The organism is Amycolatopsis sp. NPDC051371, from assembly GCF_040682155.1.
Lineage (GTDB): Bacteria > Actinomycetota > Actinomycetes > Mycobacteriales > Pseudonocardiaceae > Amycolatopsis.
Genome location: NZ_JBFBAG010000021.1, coordinates 106,001 through 120,624 on the forward strand (window position 1 = coordinate 106,001; position 14,624 = coordinate 120,624).

General features: G+C 71.0%; 12 protein-coding genes. 8 read left to right on the forward strand and 4 right to left on the reverse strand.

What is annotated here, in order from left to right; translation table 11 throughout:
* Window positions 1-61: 61 nt before the first annotated feature.
* The 3 genes from AB0M59_RS25365 to AB0M59_RS25375 all read right to left on the reverse strand — a co-directional run bounded on the left by AB0M59_RS25365 (window position 62) and on the right by AB0M59_RS25375 (window position 3,465).
* On the reverse strand, window positions 62-778 hold the full coding sequence (locus AB0M59_RS25365; protein ID WP_364619186.1) for a dienelactone hydrolase family protein: 717 nt from the start codon (window positions 776-778) through the stop codon (window positions 62-64).
* A 53-nt stretch (window positions 779-831) separates the two neighbouring features.
* Window positions 832-1,935, reverse strand: a complete 1,104-nt coding sequence (locus AB0M59_RS25370) for a globin domain-containing protein (RefSeq protein WP_364619361.1) — start codon at window positions 1,933-1,935, stop codon at window positions 832-834.
* 354 nt (window positions 1,936-2,289) lie between these two features.
* Window positions 2,290-3,465, reverse strand: coding sequence for a globin domain-containing protein (locus AB0M59_RS25375; protein WP_364619189.1), 1,176 nt, complete (start codon window positions 3,463-3,465; stop codon window positions 2,290-2,292).
* 324 nt (window positions 3,466-3,789) lie between these two features.
* Between AB0M59_RS25375 and AB0M59_RS25380 the strand changes: the two genes are divergently transcribed.
* The 4 genes from AB0M59_RS25380 to AB0M59_RS25395 all read left to right on the forward strand — a co-directional run bounded on the left by AB0M59_RS25380 (window position 3,790) and on the right by AB0M59_RS25395 (window position 9,206).
* On the forward strand, window positions 3,790-4,275 hold the full coding sequence (locus tag AB0M59_RS25380) for a MarR family winged helix-turn-helix transcriptional regulator (protein ID WP_364619192.1): 486 nt from the start codon (window positions 3,790-3,792) through the stop codon (window positions 4,273-4,275).
* 100 nt (window positions 4,276-4,375) lie between these two features.
* A complete protein-coding gene (locus AB0M59_RS25385) occupies window positions 4,376-5,563 on the forward strand; it encodes an MFS transporter (RefSeq protein ID WP_364619195.1) in 1,188 nt (395 codons plus the stop codon).
* Between the two features lie 96 nt (window positions 5,564-5,659).
* Entirely contained in the window at window positions 5,660-8,257 is a 2,598-nt protein-coding gene (gene clpB / locus AB0M59_RS25390; protein WP_364619198.1) for an ATP-dependent chaperone ClpB, read from the forward strand.
* Between the two features lie 193 nt (window positions 8,258-8,450).
* Window positions 8,451-9,206 (forward strand): hypothetical protein, encoded by a 756-nt coding sequence (locus AB0M59_RS25395; RefSeq protein WP_364619201.1) that lies wholly within the window; start codon window positions 8,451-8,453, stop codon window positions 9,204-9,206.
* Here the strand turns inward: AB0M59_RS25395 and AB0M59_RS25400 are convergent.
* On the reverse strand, window positions 9,203-9,889 hold the full coding sequence (locus tag AB0M59_RS25400) for a hypothetical protein (RefSeq protein WP_364619203.1): 687 nt from the start codon (window positions 9,887-9,889) through the stop codon (window positions 9,203-9,205). The genes AB0M59_RS25395 and AB0M59_RS25400 overlap by 4 nt on opposite strands.
* 71 nt (window positions 9,890-9,960) lie before the next feature.
* Between AB0M59_RS25400 and AB0M59_RS25405 the strand changes: the two genes are divergently transcribed.
* The 4 genes from AB0M59_RS25405 to pyrE all read left to right on the forward strand — a co-directional run bounded on the left by AB0M59_RS25405 (window position 9,961) and on the right by pyrE (window position 14,610).
* Window positions 9,961-10,728, forward strand: a complete 768-nt coding sequence (locus AB0M59_RS25405) for an SDR family oxidoreductase (protein ID WP_364619205.1) — start codon at window positions 9,961-9,963, stop codon at window positions 10,726-10,728.
* A gap of 103 nt (window positions 10,729-10,831) precedes the next feature.
* Window positions 10,832-11,572 carry an ABC transporter ATP-binding protein gene (locus AB0M59_RS25410; RefSeq protein WP_364619207.1) on the forward strand — a complete coding sequence of 247 codons (741 nt, stop codon included), beginning with the start codon at window positions 10,832-10,834 and terminating at the stop codon, window positions 11,570-11,572.
* Entirely contained in the window at window positions 11,572-14,019 is a 2,448-nt protein-coding gene (locus AB0M59_RS25415) for an ABC transporter permease (protein WP_364619208.1), read from the forward strand. Before AB0M59_RS25410 ends, AB0M59_RS25415 begins: the two co-directional genes overlap by 1 nt.
* A gap of 27 nt (window positions 14,020-14,046) precedes the next feature.
* Complete coding sequence (pyrE, locus tag AB0M59_RS25420; protein WP_364619210.1) at window positions 14,047-14,610, forward strand: orotate phosphoribosyltransferase; 564 nt, start codon at window positions 14,047-14,049, stop codon at window positions 14,608-14,610.
* Window positions 14,611-14,624: the final 14 nt, after the last annotated feature.

A 14,624-nucleotide genomic window follows, 5' to 3' on the forward strand; every position in this document is an offset into this window, starting at 1 on the left:
CGAATCGGGCACAACGGTCAACGAAGTACAGCCGTTCAGCGAAAACGCTGACCCGCTCGGCTCAGTGCGAAGGTCGGGCCGGTTGCTGCAAGTGTTCGCCGAAGAACGACGTCACCCGGCGCCACGCGTCCTCGGACGCCTCGTGGTGGTAGGTGAACCCGACGACCTTGAGCAGCAGGTTCAGCGGCGCCGCGACTTCGATCTTGTTCGCGAACCCGTGGCTGGCGCCCGGGTACTCCTTGACGTCGTGCGGGATTTCACGCTCGGTGAGCGCCGTCTCGAGCTTCGCCGCCGCGCCGCGCAGCGAGAAGTCCTTCTTTCCGAAGCTCCCGACGATCGGGCACGCGTCGTCGAGGACCGACAGGTTCTTCGGCAGCTGCCCGTAGTACGGCGCCGACGCCTCGAAGCCGCGTGACGCCGCGACGAGCGCGAAGCCGCCGCCCATGCAGAACCCGGCGATGCCGATCCGGCCCGAGGAGTCCGGACGGCCGGCCAGGAGCGCGCGCGACGCCTCGATGTCGTCGAACGTCCGGCCCTGGTTCGCGAACATGTCCGAGAACACGCGGCGCACGCAGCGGCGCATCCCGCCGCGCGAGTACAGGTCCGGGCTCAGCGCGAGGTAGCCCTCGGCGGCGAAGCGGTCGGTGATGTTCTTCGTGTCCTGGCTCAGCCCGAACGCGTCGTGGATGAGCACCACGCCCGGGTGCGGCCCCTCGCCCGCGGGCTCCGCCAGGTAGCCGCCGATGGTCCCGTCCGGAACCGGAATGGTCATCTCCATATCGGTGAACATAGCGAGAATCCGACCCGCCCGCGCGGCCCGCTGAGAGTTCCTCAGTCCAGGGTGAACGGGTCGAAGCGGATGCGGTCGAGCTCGACGCCGACGCTCAGCAGCTTCGCTATCGTCGCGCGGATCATCGGCGGCGAGCCGGCGACGAGGATGTCGTGGTCCTTCCACGCGCCGCGCTGGGTCACCGCGTGGGCGAGCGTGCCGCGGTCGCCGCCCGGGATCGCGCCCTCCTCGGTCACCGGGGTGACCGTCAGCCACTTCGACACCGCGGTCAGCCGCCGGAGGTCGTCGAGCGCGTACAGGTCCTCGGGTCTTTTGCCGCCGAAGAACAAGTGCACCGGCGGGTTGCGCTTCCAGTGCGCGAGATCGTCGAGGATCGAGACGAACGGGGTGACCCCGGTCCCGCCGGCGATCATCAGCAGCCGCTTCCTCGTGGCGGTCGGGCGCACGTTGAGCGTGCCCATCGCCGGCCCGAGCCGCCACGTGTCGCCCGGTTCGGTGTGGTTGACGATGGCGCCGCTGACCCAGCCGCCGGGCACCGTCCGCACGTGAAACGTCATCTGGCCGTCGCCGCGCGGCGCGGTCGCCGGGGAGAGGTAGCGCCACATCCGCGGCCGCTGCGGCACCTCCACGCTCACGTAGCTGCCGGCCCGGAACGGCAGCAGTCCTTCGGTCTGCACCCGCACCATCGCGACGTCGCGGGACAGCTTGCGGTGGTCGAGCACGCGCGCCGCCCACGACGCCGGCCCGGTCTCGGCCTGCGCGGCCTCGCGCATCGTCTTGGCGATGAGCCCGTACGCCGTCGTCCACGCGGACTCCACCTCGTGCGTCCACTTCTGCTTGAGGAACCGTTTCAACGCGGACAGCAGCGCGACGCCGACGGCGTCGTAGTGGCGGGAGACGACGGCGAACTTGCGGTGATCGCGGCCCAGCTGCCCGAGGAAGGTGACCAGCTCGTCGGGCCGGTCGACCATCTGCACCACGTACACGAGCGCGCGCAGCAACCGGCTCCGCTGGTTCGCCATGGTGACCGGGAACAGATCACGGCAATCCGGCGCGATGACGAACAACGCGCCGTAGAAGTACTGCGCCAGTTCGTCGGCTTTCGGTTCGATCTCGGCAAAACTTTCACGGATCAGCCTGGCCAGTTCGCGACCTTCCACTGCCGAAACGGGAACAGCTTGTGGCGGCGCGAAGATCTTCACGGATTCAGCACTCATCGGGAACGGTGATCTCCAGTCGTGCAAAGGCTTTTTGGCGCCGTGCATGCGGCGTCGCTGTGGCGGGTGCCGCCCCCGAGGGTTTCCGACTGTAGGCGAATTCCCGTGCAGATGCGCGTGATTCCGCGCGGTCCGCTCGAACGGAGCAATTTCGCCACACCGGGTAAACCCCGTCTGGCACAGCGTAAAAAGGATCACCCGGAAGGTTTACGCGACTCGCGTAACAATTCTCGTCGTTCGTTCGATTTGTGCACCGGAGCGGTGCGTCCGCAATTGGCGGTGCTAGTCGATCGTGAACGGGTCGTACTGGATCTGGTCCAGCGCGCTGCCCGCGACCAGCATGCGCGACACCGTCGCGCGGATCATCGCCGGCGAGCCGGACACGAGGATGTCGTACTGCGGCCAGGAGCCGTACCGCGTGATCGCCTCGGCCAGCGTGCCCTGCTCGAACCCGGGGACGTCGCCGCCGCGCTCCACCACCGGCGTCACGTTCAGCCAGGGGTTCGTGGACGCGAGGGCGCGCAACTCCTCGAGGTCGTAGAGGTCCTCGCGGGCCGGCCCGCCGTAGAACAGGTGCGTCTTCGGGTTCTCGCCCCACAGCGCGAGGTGGTCGAGGATCGACCGCAGCGGCGCGACCCCCGTGCCGCCCGCGATCATCAGCACACCCCGTGACGATGCGCGGTCGACCGTCATCCGGCCGAGTGGCGGCCCGAGCCGCCAGACGTCGCCGGGCTGCGTGTGGCTGACTATCGCCCTGGACACCCAGCCGCCGTCGATCGCGCGGACGTGGAACTCGATGCCGCCGTCCTCGCGCGGCGCGTTCGCCGGCGAGAGGTAGCGCCACAGCCGTGGCCGCTGCGGGACTTCGACGCTCACGTACTGGCCCGGGTGGTAGGGCACGGGCTGGTCGGGCATCAGCCGCACCAGCGCGAGGTCCCAGGTCAGCCGCCGGTGCTCGACCACGGTCGCCTGCCACGACGGCGGGTTCGTGTCGGACGCGGCGGCGTCCTGCATGGCCCGCGCGGCGATGGTGAACGCCTCCGCCCAGGCCCGTTCGACCTCGGGGGTCCACTCCCGGCCGAGGTGGTTCTTGAGCGACGCCAGCAGCGCGGTGCCGACGGCTTCGTAGTGCCGGGGCACCACGCCGAACTTGCGGTGGTCGCGGCCCAGCTGGCGCAGGAACGGCGCCAGGTCGTCGGGCCGGTCCACCATCTGCACGATGTGCACCAGCGCGCGCACCAGCCGGCCGCGCTGGATCTCCATGTTGATGGGGAAGAAGTCGCGCGTGGTCGGCGCGAGGGTGAACAGCATTCCGTAGAAGAACTGGGAGATGTCCGCGATGTACGGCTCGGACTTCGCCCAGCTGTCACGGATGAGCCGGACCATCGCGACGACGGCGGCGGGGGCCTCGCGCGGGGACGAAGACCTGGGGAGCGGGCTGACCGAGTCGGCTGTCATGGGCGGGTGTTCGCGGGTCGGGGACGGTGGGGCGGTGGTACCCGGTCAGCCACGGCGGGCCCGGGCGCGGGAACGGCATCTCCGCTCACAGCCGCCTCCTGGGTCCATCGCCACCGCTTCCCCTCGTCACCGGAAGTCACTCGGACGCGTCGCGCGCGCGTCCGTCCGCAGGGTAGCCGCCGGGCGCCCTTTTGCCCGCATTGTTGCTCCGACCGGGTGTATTGCTGCCCGCGACGGCGTGGGCGACCTCACCGGGGTGATCCTTGCTCGCGCAAGCGATGGGCAATAAACTTGTATTGCACAAGTAATGGCAGGAGGGTCCCGATGGGCTTCGACGACACCGACGACGACGTCCGGGTCGAGCTCATGCGCGAGCTGAAGACCGCGTCGCAGCTCCAGCACGCCTGGATCATGCAGGCCTGGCAGAGCGAACCGGGACTGCACCCGGCGGCCGCGATGCTGCTGTCGGACCTGGCGAAGAACGGCGAAGCCAGGCCGTCCGAGCTGGCCAAGCGCCGGTTCGTCGACTTGTCGGTGGTCAGCAGGCAGATCACGCAGCTGTCCGCGGCCGGGCTGGTCGACCGCCGTCCCGCGCCCGAAGACGGCCGCGCCTCCCTGGTGAGCGTGTCCGAGAAGGGCCGGGAGGAGCTCGCCCGCTGGCGGGCCAACTACCTGGAGTTCATGGAGACGGCGCTCGGCGGCTGGGACGACGAGCGCGTCACCGACCTCATCGGCCGGCTCGCCGAGATGAACGCCGACCTCCGCCGCGCTCTCGGCAGCGCCGCGTGCCTGGCCGACACAACCAAGTGACGGACGGCCGCCGGGGTGACACCGGCAGTGGCATTTTGCCCGCCGGAATGTGGCCGTTCGGTCCTGACTTGGCGGTGTGCCACAGGGTTAACGTCGATGGGTGACGCGTAGCCGGGTCGCACTGCTGTGCGCGCTGGGGATCGACAACTTCGGCTCAGGACTGTTCCTTCCCTTGGCGCTCGTCTACGTGACGCAGGTGGTCGGCACCCCGCTCGTGGTGGCGGGCACGGCCGTCACGCTCGGTACCGTCGGCGGGCTCTTCGTGCCGCCGCTGGCCGGCCGCCTCGTGGACCGCGTCGGGCCGCGCACGGTGGTGATCGGTGCCCAGCTGCTGCAGGCCGCCGGCGCGGGCGCGTACCTGCTCGCGGACAGCGCGGGCCTGGTGGTCGTCGCCGCGGTCCTGCTCTCCACCGGCCAGCAGCTGTTCTACAGCTCCCTGTTCGTGCTCATCGCCGACGTCGCGGGCGACGTCCCGAAGGATCGGCCGTTCGCCGAGGTGGGGATGGTGCGGGCCGGCTGCTTCGGCCTCGGCGGGCTCGTCGCGGGGGCGTTGCTGACGTGGCTCGGTGCCGGCGGGTACCGGGTCGCGCTCGTCCTCGACGTCGCGACGTTCTTCGTGGCCGCGTCGATCCTCGCCCTCTTCTGCCGGCTCGCGCGGCCGCACGAGCAGCACCACGAGCGGTCCGTCAAGGTGCTCCGCGACCGGCCGTACCTCGCCTTGATCCTGTTCAGCGGGCTCTTCGGGCTTTCGCTCGACTTCTTCCTGATCGGCACGCCGGTGTTCGTGCTCGACCGGCTGCACGGCCCGGCCTGGCTGCCCGGCGCGATCCTCGCCCTGCTGACCGTGCTGACGAGCGTCGGCGGCACGCTCGCGCTGCGGCTCACCGCCCGGTTGACCCGGATCACGGCCATGCGGGCCGGCTCGGCGCTGTTCGCCGCCTGGTGCCTGGTCAGCCTCGGGGTGCTGCTCGTGCCCGACGGCTGGCGCGTGGGGTACCTGCTGGCGTCGACGCTGATCTTCGCCGCCGGTGACCTGGTCTTCGGCCCGCGTTCGGGTGCTCTCGCCGAGGCCGCGGCACCTCCGGTGGCCCGCGGCCGTTATCTCGCTGCGTACCAGTACGCGTTCACCGTGGCGCAGGTCCTCGCGCCCGTCGTGGTGGCGTTGTTCTCGGTCGCCGACTGGTTACCCTGGGTGCTGGTGGGGGCGTGCGCCGGCCTCGCCGTGGCCGGGCTCGGCACGCTGGGCCATCGGTTGCCGGCGGGCGCCGTCGCACCTGGTCGAAGTTGAGCGGAACAGACTCAAGTTTTCGTGCGTTAAGGATAGTGTCAGGTCACGGTCAGGCCTGTCACCAGGACTTTTGATGTACCGAGCATGAGGTGAGGGATGGACGCTTTCAACCCGACCACGAAGACCCAGCAGGCGATCTCGTCCGCGGCGCAGGCGGCCACCATGGCCGGCAACCCGCACGTCGCGGCCGCCCACCTGCTGGGCGCCCTGCTGGCGCAGGGTGAGGGGCTGACCGCACCGCTGCTGACCGCGGTCGGGGCCGACCCGGGGGTGGTGCACAAGGAGCTCGAGCCGCTCATCGCGGCGCTGCCGTCCGCGACCGGCGCGACGGTGTCGAGCCCGCAGTTCGACACCTTCGCCGTGAAGTCGCTGACGCACGCGCAGAAGCTCGCGACCGAGCTGGGCGACGAGTACGTCTCGACCGAGCACCTGCTCGTCGGGCTCGCCACCGAAGGCGGCCAGGTCGCCGACCTGCTCAAGCGCCACGGCGCGACGCCGGACGCGCTGCGCGAGGCGTTCGTCAAGGTCCGCGGCTCCGCCCGGATCACCAGTGAGGACCCGGAGAGCACGTTCAAGGCGCTGGAGAAGTACGGCGTCGACCTCACCGAGCGCGCCCGCGCCGGCGAGCTCGACCCGGTCATCGGGCGCGACACCGAGATCCGCCGCGTCGTGCAGGTGCTGTCGCGGCGCACGAAGAACAACCCGGTCCTGATCGGCGAGCCGGGCGTCGGCAAGACGGCCATCGTCGAAGGGCTGGCCCAGCGCATCGTCGCCGGGGACGTGCCGGAGTCGCTGCGCGGCAAGCGCGTCGTCGCCCTCGACCTCGGGTCGATGGTGGCCGGCGCGAAGTTCCGCGGCGAGTTCGAGGAGCGGCTGAAGGCCGTGCTCAAGGAGATCACCGACTCCGCGGGCGAGGTCGTCACGTTCATCGACGAGCTGCACACGATCGTCGGCGCGGGGAGCTCGGGCACTGAGTCTTCCATGGACGCCGGCAACATGATCAAGCCGATGCTCGCCCGCGGCGAGCTGCGGATGGTCGGCGCGACCACCCTCGACGAGTACCGCCAGCACATCGAGAAGGACGCCGCCCTGGAGCGGCGCTTCCAGCAGGTGCTCGTCGGCGAGCCGTCGCCGGAGGACACCATCGCGATCCTGCGCGGGCTCAAGGAACGCTACGAGGTGCACCACGGTGTCCGCATCACGGATGCCGCGCTGGTCGCCGCCTCGACGCTGTCCGACCGCTACATCACCGCGCGCTTCCTGCCGGACAAGGCCATCGACCTCGTCGACGAAGCCGCGTCCAAGCTGCGCATGGAGATCGACTCGCGGCCGGTGGAGATCGACGAGGTCGAGCGCGCGGTCCGTCGCCTGGAGATCGAGGAGATGGCGCTCGCCAAGGAGAGCGACGCGGCTTCTCGCGATCGGCTGGCGGCGTTGCGCGGCGAGCTGGCGGAGAAGCGCGAGACGCTGACGGCGCTGACCGCTCGCTGGCAGAACGAGAAGGGCTCCATCGAGAAGGTCCGCGAGCTCAAGGAGCAGCTCGAGCAGCTGCGCGGCGAGTCCGAACGCGCCGAGCGCGACGGTGACCTCGGCAAGGCCGCCGAGCTGCGCTACGGCCGGATCCCGGCGCTGGAGAAGGAGTTCGAAGCGGCCACCGCGGCGAGCGAGGCCAGCCAGCAGAACGTGATGCTCAAGGAAGAGGTCGGCGCGGACGACGTCGCGGACGTCGTCAGTGCGTGGACCGGCATCCCGGCGGGCCGGCTGCTCGAAGGCGAGACCGGCAAGCTCCTCCGGATGGAGGACGAGCTGGGCCGGCGGGTCATCGGGCAGGCCGAAGCCGTGCAGGTCGTGGCGGACGCGGTGCGCCGCAGCCGGGCCGGCGTCGCCGACCCCGACCGTCCGACCGGCTCGTTCCTGTTCCTCGGCCCGACCGGCGTCGGCAAGACCGAGCTGGCCAAGGCGCTGGCGGAGTTCCTGTTCGACGACGAGCGCGCGATCCAGCGGATCGACATGAGCGAGTACGCCGAGAAGCACTCGGTGGCGCGCCTGGTCGGTGCCCCGCCGGGGTACGTCGGGTACGACCAGGGCGGGCAGCTGACCGAGGCCGTCCGGCGCCGGCCGTACTCGGTGGTGCTGCTCGACGAGGTGGAGAAGGCCCACCCGGACGTCTTCGACGTGCTGCTGCAGGTCCTCGACGACGGGCGGCTGACCGACGGCCAGGGCCGGACGGTGGACTTCCGCAACACCATCCTGATCCTGACGTCGAACCTCGGTTCGCAGGCCATCGCCGACCCGTCGCTCGACGAGCGGCAGCGGCGTGACGCGGTGCTCTCGGTGGTGCAGCGGCAGTTCAAGCCGGAGTTCCTCAACCGGCTCGACGACATCGTCGTGTTCCACTCGCTCGGCACCGAGCAGCTGACGTCCATTGTGGACATCCAGGTGGCGCGGCTGGCCGCGCGGCTGGCGCAGCGCCGGCTGAACCTGGAGGTCACCGACGGCGCCCGCGAGTGGCTCGCGCTCAACGGCTTCGACCCGATCTACGGCGCCCGCCCGCTCCGGCGGCTGGTCCAGTCGGCGATCGGCGACAAGCTGGCGAAGGAGCTGCTGTCGGGCGAGGTCCGGGACGGCGACACGGTGCGCGTCGACATCCCGGAGCTGGAAGCCGGTGACTCGCTGACCGTCACCCGCGTCTGACCCGCAAGTCCGTGAAGGCCTCCTTACCGGCTCTTATGGCCGGGAAGGAGGCCTTCACGGCTTTTCGCGGGCGTCCACAGTGGTGAGTTGTGGCGATTTGTCGACCCGGGTGCGGGGAATTGGTCCGAACGGGCCCGGCGACACGGGTACCGGCGATCATCTCTTCGGCGTAGCAGGCGATACCCTGCACGTCGTGGGTATTCCGGCGTGGATCTGGTTCGTCATCGCGGCCGTCGCCCTGGTGGCGGGCCTCGGGCTGCTCGCTGCCGACCGGGCGAAGGAGGGCTCGCGCAACCGCGAGCGCATGCGCTGGGCGCAGTTGCGCGGCTGGCAGTTCGTCGAGGAGGACGAACGGCTGCCGCAGCAGTGGTCCAACGGCGCGATCGGCTACTTCGGCGCGGACGCCGCCGTGAACGTCGTCGCGGGGTCGACCTTCACCTCCGACGGCCGCCGTCCCGTGTTCATCTTCGACATCGAGTCCGAGGGGCAGATCCCGGCCGTTGTCGTCGCCGTGCGCTGCAACAAGAAGCACCGGATCCCGATCGAGATGTGGCTGTCCAGCGTGCCGTTCCAGCGCGCCGACATGCCGGAGATGCTCGGCCCGATCGGCTCGCGCTACGCCTTCGCCGACGACGCCGACGGCGCTCGCGCGGTGATCACCCAGGAGCTCGTCGACGCCGCGGACCAGCTCGGCGGCGACGTCGGCGTGGCCTGGCTCGAGGCCGAGTGGGTGCTCGCCAGCGTCGTCCCGACCGCCGGTCCGTCCCGGCTCGAGCGCCTGCTGCGCGACCTCGGCGAGATCGCGGACATCGTCGACCCGTTCGACGAGGACTACGACGCCGGCCGCCACCAGGCGAGCGCGCCCATCCCGTCCGTCGGCGGCACCACGCCGACCCCGGCCGCCGGGATCCCGGTGCAGCAGCCGCCGCCCGCGGACCCGCAGGACTAGAGGCCGAGCACCGGCTGGTCGAGCACGCTGACCGCCAGCGTGCCGCGCATGGACGTCGTGGCGCCCTGGACGTGGACGACGTGGTCGACCCCGAGATCGCCGCTGAACGAGCCCGATGCCCGGTTCTGTGACGTCTTGACCAGGCCCGACGCCGGCCCGAGCTGGCCGCCGAGCTCGTGCGCCTGCCCCACGTCGAGGTCGCCGGCGAAATTGCCGATGACGTGCTGCTCGGACGCCGTGCCGACCGCGCCGAGCTGGCCGAGGTCGACGGCCTGACCGGACGAGTGGCGGGCCGCGATCCCACCCGTGAGGTCTCCCGCGAACAGCCCGGCGTCGAGCTGCTCGGCGTTCTCGCTCAGGACGTCGACACCCTTGGTGAGCCAGACGCCCTGGTGCCCCCGCTCGACGGCGCCCGCGCGGTCGCCGCGCGTGGCGACGGCCTCCGTGAGGTCGGACGCTAGCCGGGTGTCCCCGAGCTGCTTGACGACGACGTCGCGACGGCTCGCGGAGAGTGTGTCGCCGTCGCTGTCGAGCGTCGTGGTGTGCCGGTGGTCGATCGGCAAGGTGAGTTCGGCCGGGGCCGCGAGTGCCACCGCGGGGGCCGCGAACAGGAGAGCTACGGGGGCCGCGCCGGCGGCGACCCTGGGCAGGTAGCCGCTCTTGCGCCTGCTGTGCTTACCCATGATCGGGACGATAGCCCGGGCGTGAAACGACTGCACCCGGAGGCCCTGACCTGTGGGTATCGTTCACCCACATGACCACCACCGCCGTGATCACCGGAGCCACCGCGGGCATCGGCGCGCAGTTCGCGCGCACGCTCGCCGCCGAGAAGTACGACCTGGTGCTCGTCGCCCGCGACACCGCGCGCCTGGAGGCCTACGCCGCTGAGCTGCGGGAAAAGCACGGCGTCGCCGTCGAGGTGCTCCCCGCCGACTTGTCCGAAGTGGACGGACGGACGGCGGTCGAGGAGCGGCTCGCCGCCGGCCCGGTCGACCTGCTGGTGAACAACGCCGGGTTCGGGCTGAACGGCGACTTCTGGACGATCCCGCCGGACGCGCTGCAGCGCCAGCTCGACGTCAATGTCACCGCGGTCCTGCGGCTGACCCGGGCCGTGCTGCCCGGCATGATCGAGCGCGGTCACGGCGAGATCATCCAGGTCAGCAGCGTCGCGGGCTTCTTCAGCGGCCGCGGTTCGACGTACACGGCCAGCAAGAACTGGGTCACGTCGTTCACCGAGGGCATCGCCGCGTCGCTGCCGAAGGGTGTCCGGATGATGGCCCTCTGCCCCGGTTTCACGGCCACCGAATTCCATCAGCGGGCCGGTATCGGCAAGCCGGGCCCCAAAATCGCCTGGCTGGGTGTCGAACAGGTGGTCGGCGAGGCGCTCGCGGACCTGCGCCGCGGCAAGGTGATCTCGGTGCCGAGCCTGCAGTACAAGGCCGTCGTCGCGATCGGTGGTCTGCTGCCGCGCGCGGTGCTGCGCCGGATCAGCGGCGGCTTCGGCGGCAAGGGCCGTACCTGAGCCGGAGCTTTCACGTGAAAGCTCCGGAGTAGGGCTGTCCCTACCCCGAAGACGCGCGTGCGCACCAGGGTGATCGAGGGGCTGCCTGCCTAGCGTTTTCCCCATGACGACTGAGGCGGTTCGGCTCGAGGCCGTGCGCAAGGAGTACGACGGCGTGGTCGCGCTGGACGGGGTCTCGATCTCGTTCCCGCGCGGCGGGTTCACCGCGGTGATGGGCCCGTCGGGGTCGGGCAAGAGCACCTTCCTGCACTGCGCGGCCGGGCTCGACCGGCCGACGTCGGGCCGCGTCGTGCTCGACGGGCAGGACCTCGACGGCAAGAGCGAGACGTACCTGACGAAGCTGCGCCGCGACCGCGTCGGCTTCGTCTTCCAGGCGTTCAACCTGCTCTCGGCGCTGACGGTCGAGCAGAACGTCGTGCTGCCGCTGCAGCTGGCCGGGAAGCGCCCGGACAAGCGGCTCGTGGCGCGGATCCTCACGCACGTCGGGCTCGACGGGCGCCGCAAGCACCTGCCCGGGCAGCTCTCCGGCGGGCAGCAGCAGCGCGTCGCGATCGCGCGTGCGCTGGTCACCGACCCGGCCGTGCTGTTCGCCGACGAGCCGACCGGCGCGCTCGACACCCGCACCGCCGCCGACGTGCTCGGCCTGCTGCGCGAGTCCGTCCGGGCGTCGGGCCAGACGGTGATCATGGTGACGCACGACCCGGTCGCCGCGTCCTACGCCGACGAGGTCGTGTTCCTGGCCGACGGCCGGATCGCCGGGCGGCTCTCGCGGCCGACCGCGGAAGCCGTCGCCGAGCGGATGACCCACCTGGGTGCCTGGGACCGGCTGGCGGTGCGGTCTTGATGTTCAAGCTGGCCCTGCGGACCCTCCGCCTGCGCAAAGGCGGCTTCCTGGCGACGTTCGTCGCCGTGTTCTTCGGCGCGCTGATCGTCTCGGCGTGCGGTGGCCTGATGGAGACGGGCATCCGGTCCGAGACGCCGGTGCAGCGGCTGGCCGCGGCGCCGATCGTCGTCGGCGGGCAGCAAACGCTCGCACTGCCCGAAGAGGACCCGGCGACCCTCGACCCCGACGACAAGCACAAGTTCAAGAACGCGACCCTGCCCGAGCGCGTCCGCGTCGACGCGTCTCTGGCCGACCGCCTGCGCGCGGTCCCGGGCGTCACGGACGTGGTCGGCGAGGTCAGCTTCCCCGCGCAGATCGGCGTCGGCAGCGCGCTCGGCCACGCGTGGGATTCCGCCGCGCTGACGCCGTACGCGCTGAAGGGCGAAGCGCCGAAGCCGGGCGAAGTCGTGGTCGACGCCGGACTCGGCTTCGCGATCGGGGACACGCTGCCCGTCGCGGCGCACGGTGTCGTCAGCCCTTACCGCGTCTCGGGGATCGCCGAAGCACCGCAGGCCATGCGTGACTCGGCACTTTTCTTCGCGGCTTCGGACGCTTCGCGGCTTTCGGGACACCCTGGGCAGTTCGACACCATCGGCGTCTTCGGGGGTGACGTCGAAGCGGTGACGGCGGCGGTCGGGGACGCCGGGGTCGTGACGACCGGTGTCGACCGCGGCGTCCTGGAGTTTCCCGAGGTGGGCAAGAGCGGCGAGAACCTGATCGTGCTGGCCGCCGTCTCGGGCGGGCTGTCGGCGATGGTCATGGTGTTCGTCGTCGCGGGCACGCTCACGCTGTCGACCCAGCAGCGCCAGCGCGAACTCGCGCTGCTGCGCGCGATCGGCACGACCCCGCGTCAGCTGCGGCGGATGGTGCTGGGCGAGGCGCTGGTCGTCGGCGTGCTCGCGGTCGCCGTCGCGGTCGTGCTCGGCCCGGTGCTCGGGAAGTGGCTGTTCGGCGAGCTCGCGGCCAACCACGTCGTGCCGGACGTGCTGCGGTTCGAGCAGGGCTGGCTCCCGGCGACGGTCGCCGCGGGTGCGTCACTGCTGGCCGTCATCGCCGCGTCGTTCGTCGCCGGACGCCGTGCTTCGAAGGTCCGGCCGACCGAGGCCTTGGCGGAAGCCACCGTCGAACGGCGCTGGCTGACGCCGATCCGGGTGATCACCGCGATCCTGTGCTTCGCGGGCGGGACGGCGCTGGCCATCGTCACGGTCGCCGTGATGACCGGCCCGGTCGCGGCCAGCACGGCCGGGCCCGCGGTGATGCTGTGGGCGTTCGGGCTCGCGGCGATCAGCCCGGGTGTCACCAAGGTGACGGCGATGCTGCTGCGCTGGCCGGTCCAGGCCTTCAGCGGCGTCACCGGCCGGGTCGCGCTGCTCAACACCCGCGTCGGCGCGGTCCGGACGGCCGGCGCGGTCACCCCGATCATGCTCGCGGTCGGCATCGCGACCGCCAACATCTACCTGCAGACCACCCAGGAAGCCGTCTCGAACCAGGCGTACACCGAGGACCTGCGTGCGGACGCGGTCGTCGCCGGGCCGGGCGGGCTCGACCCGTCGGTGCTCGGTCGCGTCGCCGCGGTGCCGGGGGTCGCCGGTGCGTCGGAGTACGTCACGAGCACGGTGTTCGTCGAGAAGCCGTACGACTCGAACCAGGATGACGACGGCTGGCCCGCGCTCGGGGTCAGCGAGCTGAGCGGGAACGCCGTCGAGGTGCCGTCGACGCTCGGCCGCCACGTCGGCGACACGCTGTCGCTGCGGCTCGGCGACGGCACGCCGGTGGACGTGCGGGTGACCGCCGTCGTGAGCCAGCGCGCCGGGTTCGAACGGCTCGTGCTGCCCGCGTCGCTGCTGGCTCCGCACACGACGCTCGGGCTCGCTCCGCAGCTGCTGGTCCGCGCTGCCCCGGGTGTCGACACGGCGACGCTGACTTCGCGGCTTCGCGAGGCGACAGCGGGGTTGCCGGTGGCTGTCGGTGATCGTGACGCGCTCATCGCGGCACACGCGAAGGGCAACGAGATCGGCGCCTGGGTCAACTACCTGCTCGTCGGGATGATCATCGCGTACACGGTGATCTCGGTCGTCAACACGCTGGTGATGTCCACCGCCAAGCGGCGCCGGGAGTTCGGGCTCCAGCGGCTGAGCGGGTTCACCCGCGGCCAGGTGCTGCGGATGGCCGGCGTCGAAGGCGGGCTGATCGCGACCATCGCGGTGCTGCTCGGGACGGTTGTCGCGGCGGGCTCGATCGTGCCGTTCTGCCTGGTGGTCAGCCGATCGGTGCTGCCGTCCGGACCATTGGCGATCTACCTGGTGGTGCTCGCGATCGCCGTGGTGCTCTCGCTCGTCGCGATCCTCGTCCCGGCCTGGGCCGCGACGCGCGGGCGTGCGGTCGACGCCACATCCATCGGTGAGTGAGAACGGTCGTGTGTAAGACTCTCGGCCGTGGCGAACACCGGGTTGGATCAAGCGGCGAAACTCGAATTGGCCAGGCTGGTCACCGATCTTTCCGTGGTGCACGGAAAAGTGACCCTGGCGTCCGGCAAGGAAGCCGACTACTACATCGACCTCCGGCGCGCGACGCTGCACCACGCGGCCGCACCATTGATCGGCAAGCTGCTGCGCCAGCTCACCGCGGACTGGGACTACGTCGCCGCGGGCGGGCTGACGCTCGGTGCCGACCCGGTCGCGCTGGCGATGCTGCACTCCGCGGCGACCGACGGCGTCGTGCTCGACGCGTTCGTCGTCCGGAAGTCCGTCAAGGAACACGGCATGCAGCGGCGCATCGAGGGCATGGAGGTCCGCGGGCAGCGCGTCTTGGCGGTCGAGGACACCTCGACCACGGGCGGCAGCGTGCTCGAAGCGGTCGCGGCCCTGCGTGAGGCGGGCGCGAACGTGATCGGCGTGGTTACGGTGGTCGACCGCGACACGGGGGCGCGCGAGGCCATCGAGAAGGAAGGCCTGGAGTACCGGTTCGTCCTCGGCAAGGACGACCTCGGCCTGGACTGATTCGCCTCGGTGAC